Genomic DNA, 21,191 nt, shown 5'->3' on the forward strand with positions numbered 1-21,191 from the left:
AATCGTCCTTCACGCAGGCGTGATGTGGGAATATGCACTATGCTGACCATGACGAATGATGGATTCTCTGGATAAAGGCCAAGATCTTTGCTGCCGTAGACATCCTTACCAGCGAGGAGACGCTTTCCGAGCGCACGACCAAGCTGCTGGCAATCATTTTTCTGCTTGTTGCCACTGCTCTATGCTTCAAGAACTATTCTGCGCCGAGCCTGCACTTTTTCTCGAAGAACTATTCGATCAAGCCCACCCTGATCTCCGGTGCCGCCGCATTGGCCATGCTGACGCCTCTTTATGCCCGTGGTATCCTCAGGTGGAGCAAATCGATCTATGGGCTGATCGTTTTTGTTCTGCTCTGGACCGTGTATTCGGGCGATCATATCCATCGCCCTGAATGCCAGTTCGGATATCCCCGAATATCTTGTTGCGGCGGCGACGCTCTTGTCCTGGCTCGGGTTTCGTGGTGTGGCGGGTTTTGCGTGGATCCTTGCCTTCGCGGCCTGCATATTTTCGATCGTGAGCACGAGTGCAGCGACGAGCGCTTATGGCTATCTCTTTGACGTTTGCGCCTTCCTGGAGTGCATCCTTCACGCAGGGCTGAGTCCGGCGGATTTCGTCAGGGATGTCAGCGACGAATTCCACGCCAGAACAAAACCAGCAAGAGAGCGGATCGGCGAAGATGTCAGTGCCGCCGGCGAACTGGGGAAACGCTTCCTGTAAGCGGTTGCGTTACGGGCTTGCCAGCCGCGCACCCAGATCCCGCACCATCTGCTGCAGCCGATGGGGGGCCAGCACCTCGACCTCTCCACCCCAGCGGGCAAGATGCCAGGCTATTTCCTGCAGGCCGTCGGCGCGGAAACGCACGATCAGGCTGCCGTCGTCCTGCGGCTCGTGCCTCTCGGCAGGGTGGAAGCGATAGCTGGCTGCATCGCGGGCAACGCGCGGGGAAAAGCGCCGGACGATGCCCTCGGGTTCCTCCTGCCAGATCCCAGTTGTGGGCATAACTTTTCAGGTTGAAGCCCTGGGGCGCCACGAAAGGCGCGTTCGACAGCTCCATCTTCGACGGCGACCCAGATGGCTGACGAAGATCGTCTTGCGCAATTGTGCCATGATCGGCGGGTCAAGGTTTTCGTGCGAACCGGGACGCAGGGCAATCGTTGCCCGCCGAGCTCAAGGAACGGGGCGCCCGCCCTTTGCTTTGCTGCTCTCAGTCCAAAGCCTTGCATGCCTGGGCGATGGCGGCGCAGGCCGCTTCGATGATCTCCATCGAGGTTGCGGTCGAGATGCGGAAATAGGGTTCTAGCCCGTAGGCCCCGCCATGCACCGAGGCGACGCCCGCCGCTTCCAGAAGATACAGGCTGAAATCCAGGTCGTTCCTGATCGTCTTTCCGTCCGGCGTCCTCTTGCCGATCATGCCCGCGCAGCTGGGATAGAGATAGAAGGCGCCGTCCGGCAGGCTGCAGCTGAGGCCGGGAATCGCGTTGATCAGCGCATGGGCGCGGTCGCGCCGCTGGCGATAGACCGCCACGGCCTCGTCGACCGAGCGCTGGTCCGAGGTCAGGGCGGCGGCGGCCGCCGCCTGGCTGATCGACGAGGGGCAGGACGACATTTGCGATTGCAGCTTGTTGATCGCATCGATCAGCGCCAGCGGCCCGACGCCGTAGCCGATCCGCCAGCCGGTCATGGCATAGGACTTGGACACGCCGTTGACGACCAGGGCCTGCGGCTTCAGCTCGGGCAGGACGGTCAGGATGCTGCAGGGCTCGAAACCGGCGAACCAGATCCGGTCGTAGATTTCGTCGCAGAGGACCATCACATGCGGATGCCGCAGCAGCACCTGTCCCAGCGCCCGCAGCTCGTCCGCGCTGTAGGCGGCGCCGGTCGGGTTGGAGGGAGAGTTCAGGATCACCCAGCGGGTGTTCGCGGTGATCGCGGCCTCCAGCGCGTCGGGGGTCAGCTTGAAGCCGACCTCCTCGCCGCAGGGAACGATGACCGGCGTGCCGCCGTTGGCGATGACCATGTCGGGATAGGACACCCAATAGGGCGCCGGGACGATGACCTCGTCGCCGGGTTCGACGGTGGCCATCAGCGCCACGAACAGCACCTGCTTGGCGCCGCCGCCGACGCAGATCTCGTTGAGCCCGCAGTCGATGCCCAGCCGCGTCCTGAAGTCGTGCTGGATGGCCTTGCGAAGCTCGACCGTGCCGTTGACCGAGGTGTATTTCGTCTCGCCATTCTCCATCGCCCTGATGGCGGCGGCCTTGATGTGGTCGGGCGTGTCGAAATCGGGCTCGCCCACGGTGAGGTTGAAGATCCTGCGTCCCTCGGCCTGCAGGTCGCGGACCTTCTGCGCGGCGGCGGTGCTGGGCGAGACGCGGATGCTGGTGACGCGCGAGGCGAGTTTGATGTTGCTCAAGGCAATCTCCATCGGTGCGGATTGTTCGGATGCCGGCGGGGCGGCGCGTTACTTGTTGCCGGTCAGGATCACGTCGTCGCCCACGCGCTTGGCGGTGCGCAGGCCGCCGGGGACTTGCAGCGTCGGCAGCAGCTCGATCAGGTTGATGTTGACGTATTGCGGCGTCCCGACCGCATATTCCACGGCGTCGGCGATGTCCGAGACCTGCGGCATCTCGAAGCCTTCGTAATATTTGCGCTTCGCCTCGGCGGGGTCGATCTTCTCGACCTTGGCGAAGATGTCGGTCTCGACCCGGCCGGGGCTGATCTCGGTCACCCGGACCCGGCGGCCGAAGGCATCGACGCGCAATTGGCGCGAGACGGTATGCATCGCCGCCTTGGTGGCGTGATAGGCGATATGGCCGCCGAACTCGTAATGCCCGGCCATCGAGGTGATGTTGACGATATGGCCGCGGTCGCGCTCCATCATGCCCGGCAACAGCAGGCGGGCCAGGTGCAGGGCGGCGCGCAGGTTGACGTCGATCTGCTCGTCGATGTCGAAGGCGCTGGAGGTGAGGATGCTGCCCGGCCGCGATACGCCGGCATTGTTCACCAGCACGTCGATTTCCAGATCCTTCACCAGCGCGGACACGGCCTCGGTGTCGGAAACGTCGATCACATGCGGGATCGCGCCGCAATGCGCCGCCAGTTCCTGCAGCTTTTCGGCGTTGCGGGCCAGGGCGTGAACGGCCAGGCCCTTCGCGCGCAGCCGCTCGGCGATCGCCCAGCCCATTCCGCCCGAGGCGCCCGTTACCAATGCCGTCTTGTAATCCGCGAATGCCATGGTTCTGTCTTTCTTCTCGTGAATGCGCCGGGGGTCAGATGTGACGGGTCAGCGGGGCGATGGTCGCGCCGCCGGCCGTGATGCCTTTGCGCAGGCGCTGCGCCAGCTCGACGGCGCCCGCGGTGTCGGAATGGACCAGGATGGACTGCACCGGCATCGGGATGACCTGGCCGTCCACCGTGTCGACCTGCCGGTCGCGGATGACCCGCATGACGCGGGCCACCACCTGCTCGGCGTCGTGAATGACCGCCCCTGGCTGGCTGCGGGGGGCAAGCTGGCCGCTGGCCAGATAGCCGCGGTCGGCCAGGAACAGGCGGACCACGTTGCCGCCCATCTCCAGCGCGGCCTGTTCCAGGGCGCTGCCCGGCAGGACCAGGAACGCGATCTCGGGGTCGAAGGCCATGGTCGCGCGCGCCACTGCCGCCGCAATGGCGGGATCGGAGCTTGCGAGATTGCCAAGCGCACCATGCGGGTTCATGTGGGTGACGCGATGCCCGGCGCGGCCCGCCAGCCCGGCCAGCGCGCCCAGCTGATACAGCAGATGGCATTCCAGTTCCGGCAGGTCCATGTCCATCCGGCGGCGGCCGAAACCCATGCGGTCGGGAAAGCTGACATGCGCGCCCAGGTCGACGCCATGCTCCCTGGCCAGCCGGATCGTGCGGTCCATGATGACCGGATCGCCGGCATGGTAGCCGCAGGCCACGTTGGCCGAGCTGATCTGCGCCATCAGCGCCTCGTCGTCGGCGATGCGGTAGGGGCCGAAGCCCTCTCCCATGTCCGAGTTGATGTCGATGATCATGGCCTGGTCTCCAATGTCAGGACGGGGTCGCCGTGGCCGAACAGGGTGCCCGGCGCCGGGATGCCGGACGCTATGATGCCATCCGCCGGGGCGGTGACGGCGGCGCGGACGGCGCCCTGCGCGACATAGCCCAGAAGGTCGGCGGCGCGGACGGCGTCGCCGGGTGCGATCGCGGGCAGCCCGTCGTCGCTGCCGCGCGGCAGGAAGGTGCCGATATCGGGGCTGCACGCGGCGGCGGTGGCGGTCGCGGGCTTTGCCTCGGCCGCGGTGGCCGGTGCGGGCCCGGCCGGCAGGGCCAGGCGCAGGAACATGTCCCCGCCCTCTATTTCCAGCGTGCCGACGCCATGCGCGCGCATCGCGTCCAGAAGCCGGGCGAGGTCTTGCTTGTCGAACATCAGAGCCATCCCCTCTGCCGGGTCAGAAATCCTTCCAACTGCGTGCGAATCCCGGCCAGCCATTCCTGTTGCGTCCTTGCGGCCAGGGCCGCCTCGGCCAGCGTCACCTGGCGAAAGCGCAGGCGGTCGCCCGGCCGGGCCTGCGCGATGCGCCACAGGTCGGGCTCGATGACCGCCGCGATCTTGGGATAGCCGCCCATGGTCGCGGAATCGGCCAGCTGGATGATCGGCTGCCCGCCGCCCGGCACCTGCACGATCCCCGGCGCGATCCCGTGCGAGCGCAATTCGCCGGACGCCTCATAGGCCAGGGTCTCGCCTTCCAGCCGATAGCCCTGGCGGTTGCTTTGCTGGCTGACCGTGTAGGGCGTGGTCCAGAACGCCTCGCGCGAGGCCGGGGCGAAATCCCCATGCTCGGCCGAGGGCAGGGCGCGCAGTTCGATCTCTGCGGCACCCGCGGCGCGCAGCGCGGGCATGGTCAGGCTAAGCCCCAGAGGCGGCAGCGGCAGCGTCTCCGACGCGGCGCGCAGCACGTCGCCGGCGGCAAGGACGCGGCCTTCGAGCCCGCCGAAGCCTTCGCGCAGTTGCGTGCTGCGCGAGCCCAGCACCGCCGGCACGTCGATCCCGCCGGGCAGCGCCAGATAGCTGCGGGCGCCGGATGTCATCGGGCCAAGCTCCAGCACATCGCCCGCAGCGGCCATGCCCGCCCAGACGCGGGGCAGGGGTCGTCCGGCCAGCGTCGCGCCGCAGGCCGCGCCCGCCAGCGCAAAGGCCCCGGCCTGCCGGAACCGGAACCGCGCCGGGGTCAAGGGGATCTCCAGCGTCGCGGCATCGACGTCATTGCCCAGCAGCATGTTCGCGACGCCGTGCGACAGGGCATCCATGACGCCGGCGCGGCCAAGGCCCTGCGACCAGTAGCCGTCGCGCCCCAGATCCTGCACCGTCGCGGCGGGCGGAATGAACAGAACCTCGATCATGCCTTGACCTCAACGGGGTTGAAGCGGATCCGGTCGCCGGGCCGCAGCAGCGCGGCGGGCGTGCGCTCGGGGTCGAAGAAGGACAGGTCGGTGCTGCCGATGGTGTTCCAGCCGCTGGGGCCCGCCGAGGCCGAGACCCCGGTCTGCAATCCCGCCAGCGACAGCGATCCGCCCGGCAGCCGGGGCAGCGGCACCTTGCGCCGCGGCGTTTCCAGCCGGGGATCGAGACCGCCCAGATAGCAATAGCCGGCATGGCTGCCGACCGCATAGACGGTGTATTCCGGCGCGGCATGCAGGCGCACGACCTGATCCACGGGCAGGCCGGTCATCCCGGCCACCTCGGCCAGATGCGGGCCGTCATAGGCCATGTCGATCGCCAGAAGCCGGCCCTCGACCTGCTTGCGGATGCCGCTTTTCCACAGCGCGGCCAGATCCCTCTCGATCCGGTCCAGCCCGGTCGGGACATGGTCCAGAAGCAGGGTGACATTGGTCATGCCAGGCACGGCCTCGCGGACACCCTTCCAGGTGGCGGCCTCGTCGGCGATGGCCCAGATGCGCTGCTGGTTGGCGAGATCGAACGGGCAGGAGGGCTGGAACAGCACCGCCCGGCTGCCGATCATGGAGAGCTTCGCGTCAGGCATGGCGGGACTTCCGTGCTTCGAGCCAGTGTTCGAGATGGTGGATGCTGACCCCCCCGGCCGAAAAGCCGGGGTCCGCCAGCATCTGCCGGTGCAGCGGGATATTGGTCGAGACGCCGGCCACCCGCGCCTCGTCCAGCGCGGTGCGGGCGCGGGCCAGCGCTTCGTCGCGGTCGGCGCCATGGGCGATGATCTTGCCGATCATCGAATCGTAGCTCGCCGGGATCACCGAGCCGGCGCCGACATGGGTATCCACGCGGATGCCCGGCCCGCCCGGCACATGCATCGCCGTGATCCGGCCGGGGCTGGGGGCGAAGCTGTCCGGGTCCTCGGCATTGATCCGGCATTCGACGGCATGGCCCAGGGTGCGCACCTGTTCCTGGGTGATCGGCAGCGGGTTGCCGCGCGCCACGTCGATCTGCATGGCCAGGATGTCCAGTCCCGTGACCATTTCCGTCACCGGGTGTTCGACCTGGATACGGGTGTTCATCTCGATGAAATAGAACTGCCCGTCCTCGAAGAGGAACTCGAAGGTGCCCGCGCCGACATAGCCGATCCGGCGGCAGGAGGCGGCGCAGCGTTCGCCGATTTCCGCGATCAGCGCGCGGTCGATCCCCGGCGCGGGGGCTTCCTCGATCAGCTTTTGGTGGCGGCGCTGCATCGAACAGTCGCGGTCGCCCAGCCAGAGCGCATGGCCATGCGCATCGGCAAGCACCTGGATTTCCACATGGCGCGGCCTTTCGAGGAATTTCTCGATATAGATGTCCGCATTGCCGAAAAAGCGGCTCGCCTCCTGCCGCGTGACCATGAAGGCGCCGGCCAGCTCGGCTTCGGCCCGCACGACGCGCATGCCGCGCCCGCCGCCGCCGCCGGCCGCCTTCAGGATGACGGGATAGCCGATCCCGGCGGCGATCCGGCGGATTTCCTCGGGATCGTCCGGCAGCACGCTGTCGGGGCCGGGCACGCAGGGCACGCCGGCGGCGATCATGGCGCGCTTGGCCTCGACCTTGTCGCCCATCATCCGCATGACCGAGGCGCTGGGTCCGACCAGCCGCCGGCCGGCCGCCTCGACGGCCTCGGCGAATTCCGGGCGTTCCGAGAGGAAGCCATAGCCGGGATGGATCAGGCCCGCGCCGCTGGCCTCGGCGGCCGCGAGAAGGGCGGGGATGTTCAGATAGCTCTTGGCGGCGGGCGCGGGACCGATGCAGATCGCCTGGTCGGCCAGCGGCAGCCATGCCGCGTCGCGATCCGCCTCGGAATGCGCGCAGACGACGCGCAGGCCCAGCCGGCGGCAGGCGCGGATGATGCGCAGGGCGATCTCGCCCCGATTGGCGACCAGCAGGCAGTCCATGTCGATCGCGGCCATCAGCGGATCCTCATCAGGGGCGCGCCGGCCTCGACCGTCGCGCCGTCGCCGACCAGGATGGCCTCGACGGTGCCTGCTTGGGGCGCGGGTATGGGGGTCATCATCTTCATCGCCTCGATGATGCAGATCGTCTGGCCGGCCTCGACGCGGGCGCCCGGCTCGACAAAGGCCGCCCCGCCGGATTCGGGGCGCAGGTGGCACAGGCCGGCCAGCGGGGCGGTGACGGCATCCGCCTCGGGTGCCGGGACCGGCGGCGCTGCCGCCGCGGCGGCGGGTGGCGCGGGCTGGGCGCCGCCGGCCGCGCCGCGGCGGATGGTGATCCGGTGCCCCTCGGCCGAAAAGGCGAACTCGGCGAGATGGTTTTCTGCGGCCCATTCCATCCCCGCGATGATGGAGTCGATGGTGATCGGCATGCGAAGGGCGTCGTCCCTGTGCGAAGTTGCGTTCTTTTGCGATTGGTAGCACCGCCGCTTTGCAATGATGTCAGAGCGGTTTCGCATGACCCGGTGCGGGGCATCGCGAAACCCGATCACATCAGATGCAGACGCTCTTATGCCAGGGGGCTGCGTCCTTCCTATGCTGCCGGCCGATCACCCCCGGCCCCGGCCGCGATATTCCAGCAAGGAGAAGCACGACGTGCCCCATATCATCACCAGGATAGAACGTGCCGCCGCAGCGGATGTGGCCGCGCTGTCGAAATTCGGCAGCGCCACGATTCACGAGGCGCAGGGTCGGCTGGGCGCGCTGAGCTCGCGCCTGAAGCCCGTCGACCGCGCCATGTCGGTCTGCGGCCCCGCCTTCACCGTGCAAAGCGCGCCGCGCGACAACATCATGCTGCAACTGGCGATCCATTATGCCCAGCCCGGCGACGTCGTCATCGTCTCGGCCGGGGAATACGAGGAGGCGGGCTGTTTCGGCGACGTCCTGGCCAATGCCTGCCTGGCCAAGGGCATTGCCGGCGTCGTCACCGATACCGGGGTGCGCGACACGCAGGAACTGATCCGGCTGGGCCTGCCGGTGTTTTCGCTGAGCGTCTGCATCAAGGGCACGGTCAAGGAAACGCTGGGCCAGATCAACGGCGACATCGTCATCGGCGGCCAGGTGGTGCGGCCGGGCGACGTGATCCGGGGCGATGCGGACGGCCTGGTCGTCGTGCGCCGCGAGGATGCCGCCGAGGTGGCGCGCAAATCCGCCGCCCGCGAAGCGGACGAGGCCGGCTATATCGAGGCCTACAAATCCGGCCGGACGGTGATCGACGTCTGCAATCTCGAGGCGGTGCTGAAGGCCAAGGGCCTGACCACCGATCTTTGACGACCCCCCTTTGACAAGACATGTCCTGCGCCTCGCCGGGGCGCAGGGTCAGGCCGAGGATTCCCGCACGATCAGGTCCGTCTGGATCTCGATCCGGGCGGGCGGCGCGTCGGAATCCTGTCGCAGCAGGGCGACGATCAGATCCGCGGCCTTGCCGCCGATGGTGCCGGCATGGACATCGATCGTGGTCAGGCGCGGCACGCTGATCTTGCCGATCTCGTAATTGCCGAAGCCGGCCACCGCCAGATCGCGGGGGATGCCGATGCCCCGCCTCTGGCATTCCGAGATCACCCCGAAAGCCACCAGGTCCGAGACGCAGACGACCGCCCGTGTCGTCGGATGGTTGTCCAGCAACGTCCCGAGCGCCTGCGCCCCTTCGGCCATTCCGACCGGAGCGGTGCCCGCGGGAACCAGCCGCGTGTCGTCCAGCCCATGGCGGCGCATCGCCTGGACAAAGCCGCGTCGGCGCTGGCCGCCGCGCGGATCGCGCGGCGATTCACCGCCGATGAAGGCGATGTCGCGATAGCCCGAGGCGACCAGATGATCCACCAGCCGGCCAATGCAAGCGGTGTTGGAAAAGCCCACCACATGTCGGATCGGCTCGGCGGGCAGGTCCCAGATCTCGATCACGGGAATCCGCGTCGCCCGCAGCATTTGCCGCGTCCTGCGGGTATAGTCGCCCACTGTCAGGACGATCGCCTCGGGCTTGCGGCGCAGCAGCTGGCCGATCAGCCTTTCCTCTTCGTGCGGGTCGTATTCGGTATTGGCCAGCAGGATCTGCAAGCCGTTCCGGGACAGCCCGCGCGAGAGCTGCCGCACGGTTTCCGCGAAGTTTGCATTGTTGATCGAGGGCACGGTGACCGCCACGAAGCCGGTCCGGTTTTGCCTGAGGCTGGCGGCGGTTGCGTCGAAGACATAGCCAAGCTCCTCGGCCTTGGCCAGAATCCGTGCCCGTGTCTGCGAGTTGACGCCCTCGTCGCCGCGAAAGGCCCGCGAGACGGTCATCGCGGAAACCCCGACCGCCTTGGCGATATCCGCCATCTTCACGGTTGCGCTGTGAAATCCGTCCCTGCTCATGCCGCCACATGCCCCTGCCGAAAGGGCAGGCTAGACGCTGCGGGATGCGGTCACAACACCCCTGCGGCATGGGCCGGCCTGCCGCGGGAATCGCAGCGGGCCTCGCGCCGGCCGCCCGGCACGAGGGGATGATGCGCGCCTAGAGCGAAACACTGATCGCCCCGTCCACATAGAGCGTGTGCCCGTTCACGAAGCTCGAGGCGTCCGAGGACAGGAAGATGCAGGCCCCCACCAGTTCCTCGACCAGGCCCCAGCGCCCGGCGGGCGTGCGCTTTTCCAGCCAGGCCGAGAAGTCGGGGTCCGCGACCAGCGCGGCGTTCAGCGGCGTGTCGAAATATCCCGGCGCGATGGCATTGCATTGCAGCCCGTGGCGGGCCCAGTCCGTGGCCATGCCCTTGGTCAGGTTGCCGACGGCGCCCTTGGTGGCGGTATAGGGGGCGATGCCCGGCCGTGCCAATGCGGTCTGGACCGAGCAGATATTGACGATCTTGCCGCGGCCGCGCCGGATCATGTGCCGCGCCACCGCTTGGCCGACGTGAAAGACCGAGGCGATGTTGGTCTGCAGCAGGGCCTCGAACCTGTCAGCCGGGAAATCTTCGAGCGGCGTGCGATACTGCATGCCGGCATTGTTGACCAGGATGTCGATGGGCCCGGTCGTGGCCTCGAAACCGTCGATCGCGGCGCGGACCTCGTCATGGCGCGTCACGTCGAAGGGCAGGGCCCGGATCTCGGCCTCGGGCAGCTCCGCCTGCAGCGCGGCGCGCGCTTCCTCCAGCCGTTCCGGGTTCCGGGCGTTCAGCACGACCGCGGCGCCGCTTTTCGCCAGCCCCCGCGCCAGCGCATGACCGATGCCCTGCGACGACCCCGTCACCAGCGCACGGCGGCCCGCCAACCCGAACATGCTTTCCACAAATCCATTCGTTCCGGCCATCCCAGATCCTCCGTTTGGGGCTCGACAAATCCGTTCGACTCGTGTTTGTTATCGATAACAATCCGAGTCAAGGGCCCGCTGAAGGGGCGATCGGAAAATCCCGCACCATGATGGAGAAGACGATGAGCAAGCCGGTAGTCCTGCAGATGGGGGCCTATCCAGAATGGGATGAAGTTCCGCTGAACGCGGATTACGACCTGCGCCGTTATTTCGAGGCCGCGGACAAGGATGCCTTCCTTGCCGAATGCGGGGCGCATGTGCGGGCCATCGCCACCAGGGGCGAGTTGGGGGCCAGCCGCAAGGTCATCGAGGCCTGCCCGAATCTCGAGCTGATCTCGGTCTATGGCGTGGGTTTCGACGCGGTCGATCTGCAGGCCTGCCGCGAGCGGGGGATCCGGGTGACGAACACGCCCGACGTGCTGACCGGGGATGTGGCCGATCTGGGCGTGGCGATGATGCTGGCCGTCGCGCGCGGGATCGTCGGCGCCGAGGCCTGGGTGCGGGGCGGCCACTGGGCGGCCAAGGGCAACTATCCGCTGCAGCGCCGCATCTGGGGCAAGAAGGCCGGTATCCTGGGATTGGGCCGGATCGGCTTCGAGATCGCCCAGCGTCTGCGCGGCTTTGGCATGGACATCGCCTATTCCGATGTCGCGGCCAAGGATTATGCCACCGACCTGACCTTCATCGCCGATCCGGTCGAGCTGGCGCGGCATTCCGAGTTCCTGTTCGTCGCGCTGGCGGCTTCGGCGCAGACCCGGCACATCGTCAATCGCGAGGTGATCGAGGCGCTGGGCCCCGAGGGCGTGCTGGTCAATGTCTCGCGCGCCTCCAACATCGACGAGCAGGCGCTGATCGCTGCCTTGCAAGACGGCCGGCTGGGCGCGGCGGCGCTGGATGTTTTCGATAACGAACCCCGGATCGACCCGCGCTTCCTGGACCTGCCGAACGTGCTTTTGCAGCCGCACCAGGCCTCGGGCACCATCGAGACGCGCAAGGCGATGGGCGAGCTGGTCCGCAACAACCTGGCGGCGCATTTCGCCGGCCAGCCCCTGCTTACCCCGGTTATCTGAGGCCACCATGAAAGCGATCGTCATCCACGCCGCCAGGGATCTGCGCATCGAGGAACGCGAGCCCGAGGCGCTTGGCCCCGGACAGGTGCGCATCCGCCTTGCGGCTGGCGGGGTCTGCGGATCGGACCTGCATTACTACAACCACGGCGGCTTCGGGACGGTGCGGCTGCGCGAGCCGATGATCCTTGGCCATGAGGTTTCCGGCCATGTCGTCGAATGCGCGCCGGACGTGGCGGGGCTCGTTCCCGGCGATCTGGTCGCCGTGTCGCCCTCGCGTCCCTGCGGGGACTGCGGCTATTGCCGCGAGGGGCTGCCCAACCATTGCGAGAACATGCGCTTCTACGGCTCGGCCATGCCGTTCCCGCATATCCAGGGCGCGTTCCGGCAGGAACTGGTGGCGGATGCCACGCAATGCGTGCTGGCCAACGGCCTGACGCCGGGCGAGGCGGCGATGGCCGAGCCCCTGGCGGTCACGCTGCACGCCGCGCGCCGGGCCGGGGAATTGCTGGGCAAGCGCGTGCTCGTCACCGGCTGCGGTCCCATCGGCCTGTTGTCGATCCTGTCGGCGCGGCTGGCGGGCGCGGGCGAGATCGTTGCGACGGACCTGTCGGATTTCACGCTGGCGATGGCGCGCCAATGCGGCGCGGATCTGACGGTCAACACCGGCACGGCGCCGGATGGCCTGTCGCCCTTTGCCGTGGGCAAGGGAAGCTTCGATGTCCTGTTCGAATGCACGGGTGTCGCCGCGGCCATCGCGCCGGCCATCGCGGCCATGCGGCCGCGCGGCGTGGTCGTGCAGTTGGGATTGGGCGGCGACATGCCGCTGCCGATGACGGCGCTTACCGCCAAGGAGCTGGACCTGCGCGGCTCCTTCCGGTTCCACCAGGAGTTCGCGACCGGCGTCCAGGCCATGCTGGCGGGCCGGATCGACGTCAAGCCGCTGATCACCCACGAGGTCGCCCTGGACGAGGCCGAGCAGGCGTTCCGGCTGGCCTCGGACCGCGCCACGGCGGTCAAGGCACAGATCCTTTTCGCCTGAGCGGCGCGCTATCCTTGGGCTGAACCGAAGGCCGCCGGGGACTGCGCCATCTCTGTTGCCAGCCGCACCAGATGATCGCGCACCACGGCGGCCGCTTCCGAAAGAGGCAGCTGCGCCGAGACGCAGATCGCCATGGCGACCTTCATGTTGGGGCGCCGGATGCGGTAGCTCCGGGCATCCGGGACGCGACGCAGCACGGCCTGCGCTGCCGATGCGGGCAGGATGGTGCAGCCCAGCCCTTCGGCCAGCGCGTTCGACAGATACGAGATCGACTCGGTCTGGGCGACGACCTGCGCGCTGGTCCCGACGCGCGACAGCGTGGTTTCGATCACCTGGCGGACGGTATGGATCGGGCTCGGCAGGATCAGCGGCTGGGACACGGCCTCGGCGAACGAGATCTCGCCATCCTCCGGCTCGGCGATCTGCGTTCCCACGAAATACAGCTCTTCCGTCGAGATCGGCTCGAAGCTGAGGCTGGGGATCTTGCCGGGATCGAAGATCAGCGCGATGTCCATCTTGCCGGTCATGATCTGTTCGCTGATCACGCCGCCGCCGACCGCCTCATTGGCATAAAGCAGGATCCCCGGATGCTTTTCGCGGATGGTCCGCATCAGCTGCGTCGCCACAAGAGAACCAAGGCCCAGCGGCGCGAAGCCGACGCTGACCGCGCCGGTAATTTCTTCCGATGAGGTGGCGATGTCCTGCTCGGCCTGGTTCATCTGCCGGATGATCATCTGGCAATGGCGATACAGGACCTTGCCCGCCTCGGTCGGGATGACGCCGCGTTTCGAGCGCAGCAGCAGCGGCTTGCCGAAATGGGTTTCCAGCGCGGCGATCTGCTGGCTCAGCGCCGGCTGGGCGATGTGCAGGATCGCGGATGCCCGCGTGATGCTGCCGATGTCCACGATCTTCATGAAGGCGTAAAGCCTGCGTATGTCCATGATAATACACCCCTGAAGCGCGATTCTGCCCGGCCGCGCGGCCATTCTATTGGGTCGGCGCGTGGGGCGCACCGATGTATAAGCATTCGCGATCATGTCAGACCGAACTGTTCTTTTCGCAGCGATGGGCCTGTCGCTAGGGTGACAGGTGCAACGGTCACAAAACTGCAAAACTGTCGCGCCGCAGCCGCGAGATCTCGGTCCCGTTCGTCTGCGGTAAGCGCCAACATTGGGAGAGTTCGATGATCCTGAAGTCAATCGCCTGCGGGGCAGCGACCGCGCTGGTCATGGCAAGCGCCGCCATGGGGCAGACCCGGCTCAGCCTGTCCGAAGTGCTGCCGGACGGCAACTTCATGGCGGAAAACACCAAGAGCTTCGCCGAAGCCGTGAAAGAGGCCACCGATGGCGAGGTCGTCATCACCGTCGCCACCTCGGGGTCGCTGGGCTTCAAGGGGCCCGACCAACTCGGTGCGGTTCGCGACGGGCTGGCCGACATGGCGGATATCAACATCAGCCAGCAGGTCGGGATGAATCCGCTGTTCGGCGCCGAAGGCGTGCCCTTCCTGGTGGAGTCGATGGAGGAGTTGAAAGAATACCACGCCTTCCTTCGCCCCGAATTCGAGAAGCTGGCCGAGCAATACAACCAGAAGATCCTCTACATGGTGCCGTCGCCGGCGCAGTATGTCTATCTGAAGACCGAGATCGACGACATCGGCGATTTCCGCGGCATCACGGTGCGCGGCGCCGACAAGAATACCGTCGATATCGTCAGCAGCCTTGGCATGGACGGCATCGCCATGCCCTGGGGCGAGTTGCTGCCGGCGCTGGCCTCGGGCCGTGTCAGTGGCGTCGCGACCTCTGCCACCTCGGGCGTGGACGGCAAGTTCTGGGAATTCCTGAGCCACATCTATCCGACCAACCACACCTGGGGGTCGAACGCGGTGACGATCAACCTGGATTCCTGGGGCAAGCTTTCGCCGGAACAGCAGGCTGCCATCGAGAAGGTCGCCGCCGAGCTTGAGCCGCAATTCTGGGAAAGCTCGCGCGAGAGCGACCAGAAGAGCCTTGAGATCATGACCGGCCACGGCATGCAGGTGGTCGAGCTGTCGGACGAGCTGAAGGCCCAGATCGTCGAGAAAGCCAAGCAGGTTCAGGCAGAGTTCTTTGACCGGGTTCCTGCGGCCAAGCCGATTGCCGATGCCTATCTCGCGTCGAAAGGCGGCAACTGAGATGGCCGGAGAGCGGCACCTCGCCCCCGAAGCCGTCGCTGAACGCGGCGCTGTGGCTGCCCTGCAAAGGGCGGCAGACTTCGCCTCACTTGTCGCGGCCTGGCTTGCCGGTCTTTGCGTCGTGGGCCTGACATTGCTCGTGCTGATCGACACCGCGATGGCGTTGATCAGCCGCTATGTCCCGTCCTTTCCGACGGGCACCGGAATCGGCTGGGAGTATAGTGCCTATCTGATGGGCGCGGCCTTCCTGCTCGGCTCGGGCATGACGCTGCGCGCGGGCTTGCAATTGCGGGTGGAGCTGCTGCTCTCGATGGGCAAGGGTCGCTATGCCAGGATGTTCGAGATCTTCGCCGCCATCCTGGGGACCGCCGTCACGCTGCCGCTGGCGATCTGGCTTGCGCAGTTCACGCATCGCACCTGGAGCTATGGCGAGGTTTCCCAGGACAGCTTCACGCCCTTGTGGATTCCGCAACTGGTGCTGACCATCGGCGCGGCCGTCCTGGCCTTCCAGATGGTCGCCCGTCTCGTCACCGCCATCAGCGGAAACGCCGTCGACAAACCCAGCCTCGGTGCCGCGAGCGCCATCGAGTAAGCCACAGCGCCCCTGCGCGCGAAACAAGGAATATCGGGGAGAAACATGGGCGCTATCGTCGCAAGCCTGTTCGGGCTTCTTTTCGGCACATTGGCCATCGGGGCCTGGATCGGAATCGCCTTGCTGGCCACGGCCATCGGCCTGGCAATGCTGTTCACCGGCCTGCCCGTCGACAGGCTGTTTCCGCAATACCTGTTCAACATCCTGACGACGCCCGACCTGGTCGCGTTGCCGCTGTTCATCCTGATGGGTGAGTTCCTGTTCAGGACGCGCCTGTCGGAAACGCTGTTCAGTGGCCTGGCGCCCTGGGCGGGCCTGCTTCCGGGCCGGTTGCTGCATGTCAATGTCGTCGGCTGCTCGATCTTTGCGGCGATTTCGGGATCCTCGGCCGCGACGACGCAGGTCGTCGGCCGCATGACCCTGAAGGAGCTGCTGGCCAGGGGCTATTCGCCCGACCTGGCCATCGGCAGCCTTGCCGGTGCCGGGACGCTGGGCTTCCTGATCCCGCCGTCGACGGTGATGATCATGTATGGCGTGCTGGCCAATGAATCGATCCTGCGGCTTTTCACCGCCGGCTTCATCCCCGGCGTCCTGCTTGCCCTGGTCTTTGCCGTCTACATCATGATCCGCGCCAGCACCAAGCCTGACCTGGTGCCCGAAAACGAACGGGCGTTGCGCCACATGCCGTTCCGCCAGCGCCTTGCCGCCCTTCGGGATCTCGGGCCGGTCATGTTCCTGATCCTCTGCGTGCTGGGCTCGATGTATGGCGGGCTGGCGACCCCTTCCGAGGCCGCGGCCCTGGGCGTGGTCGGGGCCTTCCTCGTGTCGCTGTCGCAGGGTGCGCTGAGCCTGCGGGCGCTGCGCGACATTCTGCTGGGGACGGTGCAGACCTGTTCGGTCATGGGCATCATCATCCTTGGGGCATCGGTGCTGGGCAACATCACCTCGACCCTTGGCATTCCTGGCGCGGTCGCAAATGTGGTGACGGACTGGAACCTCTCGCCGATGCTGCTGATCGTTGCGCTGATCGTGCTGTATCTGGTGCTGGGGACGGCGCTTGAAGGCTTCTCCATGATCGCGACCACCCTGCCGGTGGTGCTGCCCTTGGTCGAGGCCGCGGGCTTCGACAAGATCTGGTTCGGCATCTTCATGGTCCTGGTGGTCGAGATGGCGCAAATCACGCCGCCGGTGGCGTTCAACTTTGCCGTCATCCAGAACATCACCGCCCGAAGCACGGCCTATATCGCACGCGTCACCTTCCCCTTCCTGCTGATCATGATCGGCTTTGCGATCATGCTGGCCGTGTTCCCTGGGATCGTCACCTTCCTGCCCAACCTGCTGCTGGGCTGAACCCGCTAAGGCGTGGCGCCCAGGTCTTCTTGCCGGGGGCGCCATGCAGGTCGGCTTTGACTGCCTGTTCCGTTGGCGCTATCAGAGGCTCCATGCCACGGCCTAACGCGCAGCTGCATTTCGATCATCAATCGGCGTCCCTCGGGGATGCGCTGTCCAGAGCAAAGAAGAATAATGAAAACTGAAACTTCGATCGGCCTTATCGGCCTTGGGACGATGGGGGCGGCGCTGGCGCTGAACATCGCCGAGAAGGGCTTTCCCATCGCGGTCTGGAACCGCACCACCGAAGTGACCCGCCGCTTCCACGCCGAGGCCGGCGCGCTGGCGGATCGCGTGATCCCGACCGAGAGCCTGGCCGACCTGGTCGCTGCCATTGCCCCGCCGCGCGCCATCATCCTGATGGTCCCCGCCGGTCCGGCCGTCGACGACCAGATCGCCGCGCTGGCGCCGCTGCTCGGCCCCGATGACCTGGTCATCGACGCCGGCAACGCCAATTTCCACGACACCAACCGCCGCGCGGCGTCCGGCCTGCCGATGCGCTTCCTGGGCATGGGCGTCTCGGGCGGCGAAGAGGGCGCGCGCCACGGCCCCGCCATCATGGGCGGCGGCGCACGGGCCGACTGGGACCGCGTCGCAGGGGTCATGCAGGCCATCGCCGCCCAGGCCGAGGACGGCACCCCCTGCGCCACCTGGATGGGCGAGGCCGGCGCCGGGCATTTCGTCAAGACCGTGCATAACGGCATCGAATATGCCGACATGCAGATGATCGCCGAGGTTTATGGCGTGATGCGCGACGGGCTCGGCCTGTCCGCCGCCGCCATCGGCGAGACCTTCGCCGGCTGGAACGAAGGCGTGCTGAAATCCTATCTGGTCGAGATCTCGGCCGCGGTGGCCGGCGCCGCCGATCCGCTGACCGGCCAGCCGATGCTGGACGTGATCCTGGACGCCGCCGGGCAGAAGGGCACCGGCCGCTGGACCGCGATCGAGGCGCAGCACCTGGCGGCGCCGATCCCGGTGATCGAGGCGGCGGTGATGGCGCGCAACGTCTCGGCCCGCATCGACGAGCGCAAGGCGGGCGAGGCGCGTTTCGCTGCCGCCCCGCAGGCGCTGGACCTGGCGCGCGACCAACTGGAGCAGGCGCTGATCGCCGGCAAGATCCTGTGCTATGCGCAGGGTTTCGCGATGATCGAGGCCGCCGGCCGCGCCTTCGGCTGGCAGCTCGACCTGCCGGGGATCGCGCGGGTCTGGCGTGCGGGCTGCATCATCCGCTCGGCGATGCTGAACGACATGGCGACGGCGCTGGCCGAGGATCCGTCGCGCAACCTCGTGCTGGCGCCGTTCTTCGCCGAAAAGCTCGAGACCGCGATGCCGGCGCTGCGCGCGGTGGTGGCGCAGGGCGTGCTGCACGGCCATGCCTTGCCGGCGCTGGCCTCGGGGCTTGGCTGGTTCGACATGATGCGCACCGGCCGCGGCACGGCGAACATGATCCAGGCGCAGCGCGACTTCTTCGGCGCGCATGGCTTCGACCGGCTGGACGGCCAGGACAGCCATCACGGACCCTGGGGCGGGAAGATCTGAGGGGCAAATATCCCTGGCAGTTCGATGTCCGGCCTTTGCCGGTCTTGTTCGACATCGCGAACCTCAGCGCCTCGGTCCTCGGCCCCGCCTTGTCGACCGGGATGGAAACCGGCATCGCCCCCGTGTCGCTCAGCACTTGGCGCGCCGTCGCATGCCAGGGGCTCTCGATCGCGAAGGCATCGCCCGGATCGAGGATCAGCCGCGCGCAAAGATCCAGTCCCTGCCGCGGGCCGTGGGCGATGACGATCTGGCCGGGCTCACAGACCAGTGCGCCCGCCAGAGATGGCCCTGCAGCGCGGTGCGCGGCCGCGGCGTGCCGCGCGGGCCGGCATGGCTCAGGCGCTCGGGCTGCCGGGGCAGGGGTGTGGACATGGCGCGCTTCCAGGGGGGCGTGGGAAAACCGTCGACCGCCATGTCGCCATAGCGGACATCGGCCAGCAGCCTGCTTCCGGCATGGCGGGCGGAACCGGCGGATGCGCTCGCTCCAGGCCGACAGCCGGACCGGCGGGGGTTTCGCGCATCGGCGCCAGGTGACGGCGACGGCGCAATGCGCCAACGAATGCCTGCGCCTGGCCATCTCCACTCCTATGGCAACGGGCAGGATTGCCCTGGGCGCCCTGGTGATGGAGGCCGGGACCGTCCTGTCGATGGTCTGGGCCGCGGGCAATCATGATCCGCTGGCGTTTCCGGCGCCGGAAAGGTTCGACCCCGACCACCAGGGCGCGCGCGCTGATGTTCGGCCTGGGGCAGCCTGCCTGCCTGGGCCATGCGATCATCCGGGCGACCTTGGTGCAGCTGCTCGGCGTCCTGGAGGCATTCGCCCCCGAGGCCGGCACCCCGCCAGCACGCTGGTCGCCGTTTGCGCAGGACCATCTTCCTGCCCTCGGCATCCGTTTCGAGGGCTGATCGCCGCGGGCGGATCGGTCCATGAATGCCGCAGCCCACTCATGGCCCTTTCCTGGGGCGATGCAGATCGCGCCCTGTTTGCACCGGGTTGCACCTTGCCCGAGTTCCCGACTTTCGCCGCGGGGGCTGCGGCCGATGCTGCGTTTGGCGGCCCGCATCGGCCGTGCCTCTGCTCGCGAGGAATAGCCTACGAATTTTGGAAGTCGACTTGGATCTAGAGGCCCTGGATTAGGGGCAACTTTGCTTGGCGGCGGCGAAATTCCGGGATTTGGGGTGGTGGATTGGCGCGTGGAGAGCGGGGTTTTCCGAGTGGACCGTAAAGTTGTAGCCGATGCAATCGGTCATTCGTCTCTTGTGAGCGGAATACCTGTTATGCCGGCGTTTGGCGCCGCCACTCTGGAAAACCCGGCAGACGCCCCTGCCAAGATATCTCGAGCCATCATCGATATAGTGAACCGCACGGTGCTTTCCGGAGGCCGATTTTGGTGAGCTACGCGGCTATGGGATCAGTGTCCAGAACCGCGTAGAAGTTGGCCTCGGCTTCGGCGGACGGGATGTTCCCGATCGGTTCGAGCAGATCGAGCAGGTGAACGCCATGGGTTCGCGAGAACCTGCGAGGGGGTGTTGAACCAGTCGACCCATTCCAGCGTGGCGCACTCGACGGCCTCGAAGCTGCGTCCCGGCCCGCGGCGGCGGATGACCTCGGCTTTGAGCAGACCATTGATCGTCTCGGCCAAGGGGTCGTCGCAGCTGTCTCCGACGTTCCCCACCGAAGGCTCTATACCCGCTTCTGCCATCTGCTCGCTGGAGCGAACGGACAGATATTGCGAGCCGTTGTCGCTATGGTGAACCAGCCGATGCCCTTGGGCGGGCGCCGATCATGCACGGTCTGTTCCAGGGCATCGAGCACGAAACCCGCATGAGCTGAAGTGCTGGCGCGCCAGCCGACGAGCGTCCGGGCGGAGGCAGCGATCGCGAAGGGTGAGGGCCAGCCCTCGAACCGATCGCGAGGCCCTCACCCTTACGAAAGACCTCCTTCGCCTGGCGCAACTCGCGGTTCTCTCGCTCCAGCGCCTGCATCCTCTGGGCCATCTCGGTCGGGATCCCTGCGCGCTTGCCGCTGTCGACCTCGGCCTTCTGGACCCAACCCTTCGGCATCTGCGCTCCGCAGCCGATCTTCGCCGAGATCGACAGGACCGACGGCAAACGAAAGGCGTGCTGGCCCTCGTTGTCGAGAACCAATCGCACCGCCTGCGCGCGCATTTCGCGGGAAAACCTGATCGTCATCTGGCTCATGATGCTCCATCCTATGCAAAAGATGGAGCTGCCGGAAAAACCAGAGAGGGGTCAGTTCATCTCCCTCGTGAACTCGGCACAGAACGCGCGAAACAGCTCGGGCTCCACAGGTGCTTTCCTAGCTCGTTCTGGGCTGAGGCCTCCGGCGCGTCGCGGCGGATGTTCACCTGCCGCTTCCATCTGGCGCTTCGAGGCCGAGGACGAGGCGGTGGCCAATGCCAGAAAATGCAGGTTGGCGGGCTATTTCTATGCCCGCCACCTTTCCCACGTCTGGCGGGTGGTCGGGATGCTGGAGATCGGCATGGTCAGGGTGAACGCCAGCTGATCTCGTCTGAGGTGATGCCCTTTGGCGGCGTCAAACAGTCCTGCCTTGGCCGCGAGGGCAGCACCATGGCATCGAGAATTGCCTGAATATCAGTATATGCGCATCCTGACCCTAGATGCAGGCCGTCACCTCAGCGGAA

The 21,191-nt window shown here is 66.9% G+C and carries 23 protein-coding genes and 1 pseudogene; 10 read left to right on the forward strand and 14 right to left on the reverse strand.

The window, feature by feature from the left end; genetic code table 11:
* The first annotated feature begins 438 nt into the window (after positions 1-438).
* Positions 439-717, forward strand: coding sequence for a hypothetical protein (locus E3U25_RS02880; RefSeq protein WP_147304475.1), 279 nt, complete (start codon positions 439-441; stop codon positions 715-717).
* A 9-nt stretch (positions 718-726) separates the two neighbouring features.
* Here the strand turns inward: E3U25_RS02880 and E3U25_RS02885 are convergent, their stop codons facing one another.
* From E3U25_RS02885 to E3U25_RS02925, 9 genes are all read right to left on the reverse strand, one after another.
* On the reverse strand, positions 727-999 hold the full coding sequence (locus E3U25_RS02885) for a WYL domain-containing protein (RefSeq protein ID WP_072463278.1): 273 nt from the start codon (positions 997-999) through the stop codon (positions 727-729).
* Positions 1,000-1,204: 205 nt separating this feature from the next.
* Positions 1,205-2,413, reverse strand: a complete 1,209-nt coding sequence (locus tag E3U25_RS02890; protein WP_370362703.1) for an aspartate transaminase — start codon at positions 2,411-2,413, stop codon at positions 1,205-1,207.
* Between the two features lie 48 nt (positions 2,414-2,461).
* Positions 2,462-3,235 carry an SDR family oxidoreductase gene (locus E3U25_RS02895; protein ID WP_072463280.1) on the reverse strand — a complete coding sequence of 258 codons (774 nt, stop codon included), beginning with the start codon at positions 3,233-3,235 and terminating at the stop codon, positions 2,462-2,464.
* A 34-nt stretch (positions 3,236-3,269) separates the two neighbouring features.
* A complete protein-coding gene (locus E3U25_RS02900) occupies positions 3,270-4,034 on the reverse strand; it encodes a LamB/YcsF family protein (protein WP_116221253.1) in 765 nt (254 codons plus the stop codon).
* The gene (locus E3U25_RS02905; protein ID WP_116221252.1) at positions 4,031-4,429 is read right to left on the reverse strand and encodes a hypothetical protein; all 399 of its coding nucleotides are present in this window, start codon (positions 4,427-4,429) and stop codon (positions 4,031-4,033) included. Before E3U25_RS02905 ends, E3U25_RS02900 begins: the two co-directional genes overlap by 4 nt.
* Positions 4,429-5,403: a 5-oxoprolinase subunit C family protein gene (locus E3U25_RS02910; protein ID WP_116221251.1), complete on the reverse strand. Its 975-nt coding sequence runs from the start codon at positions 5,401-5,403 to the stop codon at positions 4,429-4,431. The genes E3U25_RS02905 and E3U25_RS02910 overlap by 1 nt, the downstream gene beginning before the upstream one ends.
* Positions 5,400-6,044, reverse strand: coding sequence for a 5-oxoprolinase subunit PxpB (gene pxpB / locus E3U25_RS02915; RefSeq protein WP_072463283.1), 645 nt, complete (start codon positions 6,042-6,044; stop codon positions 5,400-5,402). Before pxpB ends, E3U25_RS02910 begins: the two co-directional genes overlap by 4 nt.
* Positions 6,037-7,407: an acetyl-CoA carboxylase biotin carboxylase subunit gene (gene accC, locus E3U25_RS02920; RefSeq protein ID WP_116221250.1), complete on the reverse strand. Its 1,371-nt coding sequence runs from the start codon at positions 7,405-7,407 to the stop codon at positions 6,037-6,039. The genes pxpB and accC overlap by 8 nt, the downstream gene beginning before the upstream one ends.
* Positions 7,407-7,820: an acetyl-CoA carboxylase biotin carboxyl carrier protein gene (locus tag E3U25_RS02925; RefSeq protein WP_116221249.1), complete on the reverse strand. Its 414-nt coding sequence runs from the start codon at positions 7,818-7,820 to the stop codon at positions 7,407-7,409. The genes accC and E3U25_RS02925 overlap by 1 nt, the downstream gene beginning before the upstream one ends.
* A 223-nt stretch (positions 7,821-8,043) precedes the next feature.
* On the opposite strand from E3U25_RS02925, the gene E3U25_RS02930 reads away from it, so the two are divergent.
* A complete protein-coding gene (locus E3U25_RS02930) occupies positions 8,044-8,718 on the forward strand; it encodes a 4-carboxy-4-hydroxy-2-oxoadipate aldolase/oxaloacetate decarboxylase (protein WP_036758317.1) in 675 nt (224 codons plus the stop codon).
* A 48-nt stretch (positions 8,719-8,766) separates the two neighbouring features.
* On the opposite strand, the gene E3U25_RS02935 is transcribed toward E3U25_RS02930, so the two are convergent.
* Together E3U25_RS02935 and E3U25_RS02940 are read right to left on the reverse strand one after the other, a co-directional pair.
* Positions 8,767-9,759: a LacI family DNA-binding transcriptional regulator gene (locus E3U25_RS02935; RefSeq protein WP_072463285.1), complete on the reverse strand. Its 993-nt coding sequence runs from the start codon at positions 9,757-9,759 to the stop codon at positions 8,767-8,769.
* Positions 9,760-9,934: 175 nt separating this feature from the next.
* A complete protein-coding gene (locus E3U25_RS02940) occupies positions 9,935-10,726 on the reverse strand; it encodes an SDR family oxidoreductase (protein ID WP_036758260.1) in 792 nt (263 codons plus the stop codon).
* 122 nt (positions 10,727-10,848) lie between these two features.
* Between E3U25_RS02940 and E3U25_RS02945 the strand changes: the two genes are divergently transcribed.
* Together E3U25_RS02945 and E3U25_RS02950 are read left to right on the forward strand one after the other, a co-directional pair.
* Positions 10,849-11,796, forward strand: a complete 948-nt coding sequence (locus tag E3U25_RS02945; RefSeq protein WP_116221718.1) for a 2-hydroxyacid dehydrogenase — start codon at positions 10,849-10,851, stop codon at positions 11,794-11,796.
* A gap of 7 nt (positions 11,797-11,803) precedes the next feature.
* A complete protein-coding gene (locus E3U25_RS02950; RefSeq protein WP_036758262.1) occupies positions 11,804-12,835 on the forward strand; it encodes an L-idonate 5-dehydrogenase in 1,032 nt (343 codons plus the stop codon).
* Between the two features lie 8 nt (positions 12,836-12,843).
* On the opposite strand, the gene E3U25_RS02955 is transcribed toward E3U25_RS02950, so the two are convergent.
* Positions 12,844-13,776 (reverse strand): LysR substrate-binding domain-containing protein, encoded by a 933-nt coding sequence (locus E3U25_RS02955; RefSeq protein WP_114537919.1) that lies wholly within the window; start codon positions 13,774-13,776, stop codon positions 12,844-12,846.
* A 242-nt stretch (positions 13,777-14,018) separates the two neighbouring features.
* Here E3U25_RS02955 and E3U25_RS02960 point away from each other — a divergent pair, with 242 nt between their 5' ends.
* The 4 genes from E3U25_RS02960 to gndA all read left to right on the forward strand — a co-directional run bounded on the left by E3U25_RS02960 (position 14,019) and on the right by gndA (position 18,525).
* Complete coding sequence (locus E3U25_RS02960; protein ID WP_114537920.1) at positions 14,019-15,005, forward strand: TRAP transporter substrate-binding protein; 987 nt, start codon at positions 14,019-14,021, stop codon at positions 15,003-15,005.
* 1 nt (position 15,006) lies between these two features.
* On the forward strand, positions 15,007-15,597 hold the full coding sequence (locus E3U25_RS02965) for a TRAP transporter small permease subunit (RefSeq protein WP_036758266.1): 591 nt from the start codon (positions 15,007-15,009) through the stop codon (positions 15,595-15,597).
* Positions 15,598-15,642: 45 nt separating this feature from the next.
* Positions 15,643-16,947, forward strand: a complete 1,305-nt coding sequence (locus E3U25_RS02970) for a TRAP transporter large permease (RefSeq protein WP_116221248.1) — start codon at positions 15,643-15,645, stop codon at positions 16,945-16,947.
* A gap of 174 nt (positions 16,948-17,121) precedes the next feature.
* A complete protein-coding gene (gndA, locus tag E3U25_RS02975; protein ID WP_116221247.1) occupies positions 17,122-18,525 on the forward strand; it encodes an NADP-dependent phosphogluconate dehydrogenase in 1,404 nt (467 codons plus the stop codon).
* 195 nt (positions 18,526-18,720) lie between these two features.
* On the opposite strand, the gene E3U25_RS02980 is transcribed toward gndA, so the two are convergent.
* Positions 18,721-18,897 (reverse strand): hypothetical protein, encoded by a 177-nt coding sequence (locus tag E3U25_RS02980; RefSeq protein WP_166435424.1) that lies wholly within the window; start codon positions 18,895-18,897, stop codon positions 18,721-18,723.
* 297 nt (positions 18,898-19,194) lie between these two features.
* Between E3U25_RS02980 and E3U25_RS02985 the strand changes: the two genes are divergently transcribed.
* On the forward strand, positions 19,195-19,431 hold the full coding sequence (locus E3U25_RS02985) for a hypothetical protein (protein ID WP_116221245.1): 237 nt from the start codon (positions 19,195-19,197) through the stop codon (positions 19,429-19,431).
* Between the two features lie 490 nt (positions 19,432-19,921).
* On the opposite strand, the pseudogene E3U25_RS24980 reads toward E3U25_RS02985, so the two are convergent.
* Positions 19,922-20,410 (reverse strand): annotated as a pseudogene (locus E3U25_RS24980) (DDE-type integrase/transposase/recombinase); the annotation flags it as partial.
* Positions 20,411-20,545: 135 nt separating this feature from the next.
* On the opposite strand from E3U25_RS24980, the gene E3U25_RS24985 reads away from it, so the two are divergent.
* Entirely contained in the window at positions 20,546-21,052 is a 507-nt protein-coding gene (locus E3U25_RS24985; RefSeq protein WP_420872907.1) for a hypothetical protein, read from the forward strand.
* Positions 21,053-21,191: the final 139 nt, after the last annotated feature.

It is taken from the genome of Paracoccus versutus (genome assembly GCF_029909795.1).
Classification (GTDB): domain Bacteria; phylum Pseudomonadota; class Alphaproteobacteria; order Rhodobacterales; family Rhodobacteraceae; genus Paracoccus; species Paracoccus versutus.

Excerpts from the sequence above, each read along its gene's own strand:
- E3U25_RS02885 (WP_072463278.1), bottom strand. The coding sequence starts at position 999 with ATGCCCACAACTGGGATCTGGCAGGAGGAACCCGAGGGCATCGTCCGG.
- E3U25_RS02895 (WP_072463280.1), bottom strand. The coding sequence starts at position 3,235 with ATGGCATTCGCGGATTACAAGACGGCATTGGTAACGGGCGCCTCGGGC.
- E3U25_RS02900 (WP_116221253.1), bottom strand. The coding sequence starts at position 4,034 with ATGATCATCGACATCAACTCGGACATGGGAGAGGGCTTCGGCCCCTAC.
- E3U25_RS02905 (WP_116221252.1), bottom strand. The coding sequence starts at position 4,429 with ATGTTCGACAAGCAAGACCTCGCCCGGCTTCTGGACGCGATGCGCGCG.
- E3U25_RS02910 (WP_116221251.1), bottom strand. The coding sequence starts at position 5,403 with ATGATCGAGGTTCTGTTCATTCCGCCCGCCGCGACGGTGCAGGATCTG.
- pxpB (WP_072463283.1), bottom strand. The coding sequence starts at position 6,044 with ATGCCTGACGCGAAGCTCTCCATGATCGGCAGCCGGGCGGTGCTGTTC.
- accC (WP_116221250.1), bottom strand. The coding sequence starts at position 7,407 with ATGGCCGCGATCGACATGGACTGCCTGCTGGTCGCCAATCGGGGCGAG.
- E3U25_RS02925 (WP_116221249.1), bottom strand. The coding sequence starts at position 7,820 with ATGCCGATCACCATCGACTCCATCATCGCGGGGATGGAATGGGCCGCA.
- E3U25_RS02935 (WP_072463285.1), bottom strand. The coding sequence starts at position 9,759 with ATGGCGGATATCGCCAAGGCGGTCGGGGTTTCCGCGATGACCGTCTCG.
- E3U25_RS02940 (WP_036758260.1), bottom strand. The coding sequence starts at position 10,726 with ATGGCCGGAACGAATGGATTTGTGGAAAGCATGTTCGGGTTGGCGGGC.
- E3U25_RS02945 (WP_116221718.1), top strand. The coding sequence starts at position 10,849 with ATGAGCAAGCCGGTAGTCCTGCAGATGGGGGCCTATCCAGAATGGGAT.
- E3U25_RS02950 (WP_036758262.1), top strand. The coding sequence starts at position 11,804 with ATGAAAGCGATCGTCATCCACGCCGCCAGGGATCTGCGCATCGAGGAA.
- E3U25_RS02955 (WP_114537919.1), bottom strand. The coding sequence starts at position 13,776 with ATGGACATACGCAGGCTTTACGCCTTCATGAAGATCGTGGACATCGGC.
- E3U25_RS02960 (WP_114537920.1), top strand. The coding sequence starts at position 14,019 with ATGATCCTGAAGTCAATCGCCTGCGGGGCAGCGACCGCGCTGGTCATG.
- E3U25_RS02965 (WP_036758266.1), top strand. The coding sequence starts at position 15,007 with ATGGCCGGAGAGCGGCACCTCGCCCCCGAAGCCGTCGCTGAACGCGGC.
- E3U25_RS02970 (WP_116221248.1), top strand. The coding sequence starts at position 15,643 with ATGGGCGCTATCGTCGCAAGCCTGTTCGGGCTTCTTTTCGGCACATTG.
- gndA (WP_116221247.1), top strand. The coding sequence starts at position 17,122 with ATGAAAACTGAAACTTCGATCGGCCTTATCGGCCTTGGGACGATGGGG.
- E3U25_RS02980 (WP_166435424.1), bottom strand. The coding sequence starts at position 18,897 with ATGTCCACACCCCTGCCCCGGCAGCCCGAGCGCCTGAGCCATGCCGGC.
- E3U25_RS02985 (WP_116221245.1), top strand. The coding sequence starts at position 19,195 with ATGATCCGCTGGCGTTTCCGGCGCCGGAAAGGTTCGACCCCGACCACC.